At 20.2% G+C, this 595-nt stretch carries 1 pseudogene; it reads left to right on the top strand.

The features are described from left to right. Positions 1 to 85: 85 nt before the first annotated feature. Positions 86 to 595 (top strand): annotated as a pseudogene (locus tag BGS40_RS07115) (hypothetical protein); the annotation flags it as partial.

Here is a 595-nt window from a genome sequence, read left to right as displayed (position 1 = left end):
TTTCCGCAAGAACTTCGAGCTAAAATACTAGCTTATGCTAAAGAGCATAATATAAAAGAGTAAACCACAAAAGAAAGGAAAAACAATGCAAAAAATACTTCAAATCGATTTAGAAAAAAGAAAAGCTTTAGAGAATTTAAAAAATTTAAGTTTATTGGGTTTTGGTGGAGTTATGTTATTTAATCTAAATAAAGATGATTTGATTAAAGATAATGATATTTTTTCTATGCATAACATTAATCATTTTTTACAACTTAGTTTAGATCAATTTTACATACCTAATGCTTTTTTAAATATTTTAGAATTTTTACATATTAAAAAACATATTGATATAAAAGAATCTTTTCATATCAATATCTTAATCAATAGTGATACACTTTATAAAAATCCTTTATTGCAATATAATATAAATAGAACAATTTCTAAAGATGAAAATATCATTTATGCTTTAAAAAATACTTCTAGTATAAATCAAGCTTTTAAAAACTTAAAAGAATTACAAGAAATATTATCAAAAGAAAATATATTTTTAAATTTTATAGACTTAAACAGCAAAGAAAGTCTTTTAAGTTTTTATAATCAAATAATAAGCAAT

This window comes from Campylobacter sp. 107, assembly GCF_002383835.1.
In the GTDB taxonomy this organism is placed as follows: Bacteria; Campylobacterota; Campylobacteria; order Campylobacterales; family Campylobacteraceae; genus Campylobacter_D; species Campylobacter_D jejuni.
The sequence above is the reverse complement of the archived record's forward strand: the minus strand, read 5'-3'. Positions and strand labels throughout refer to the sequence as shown.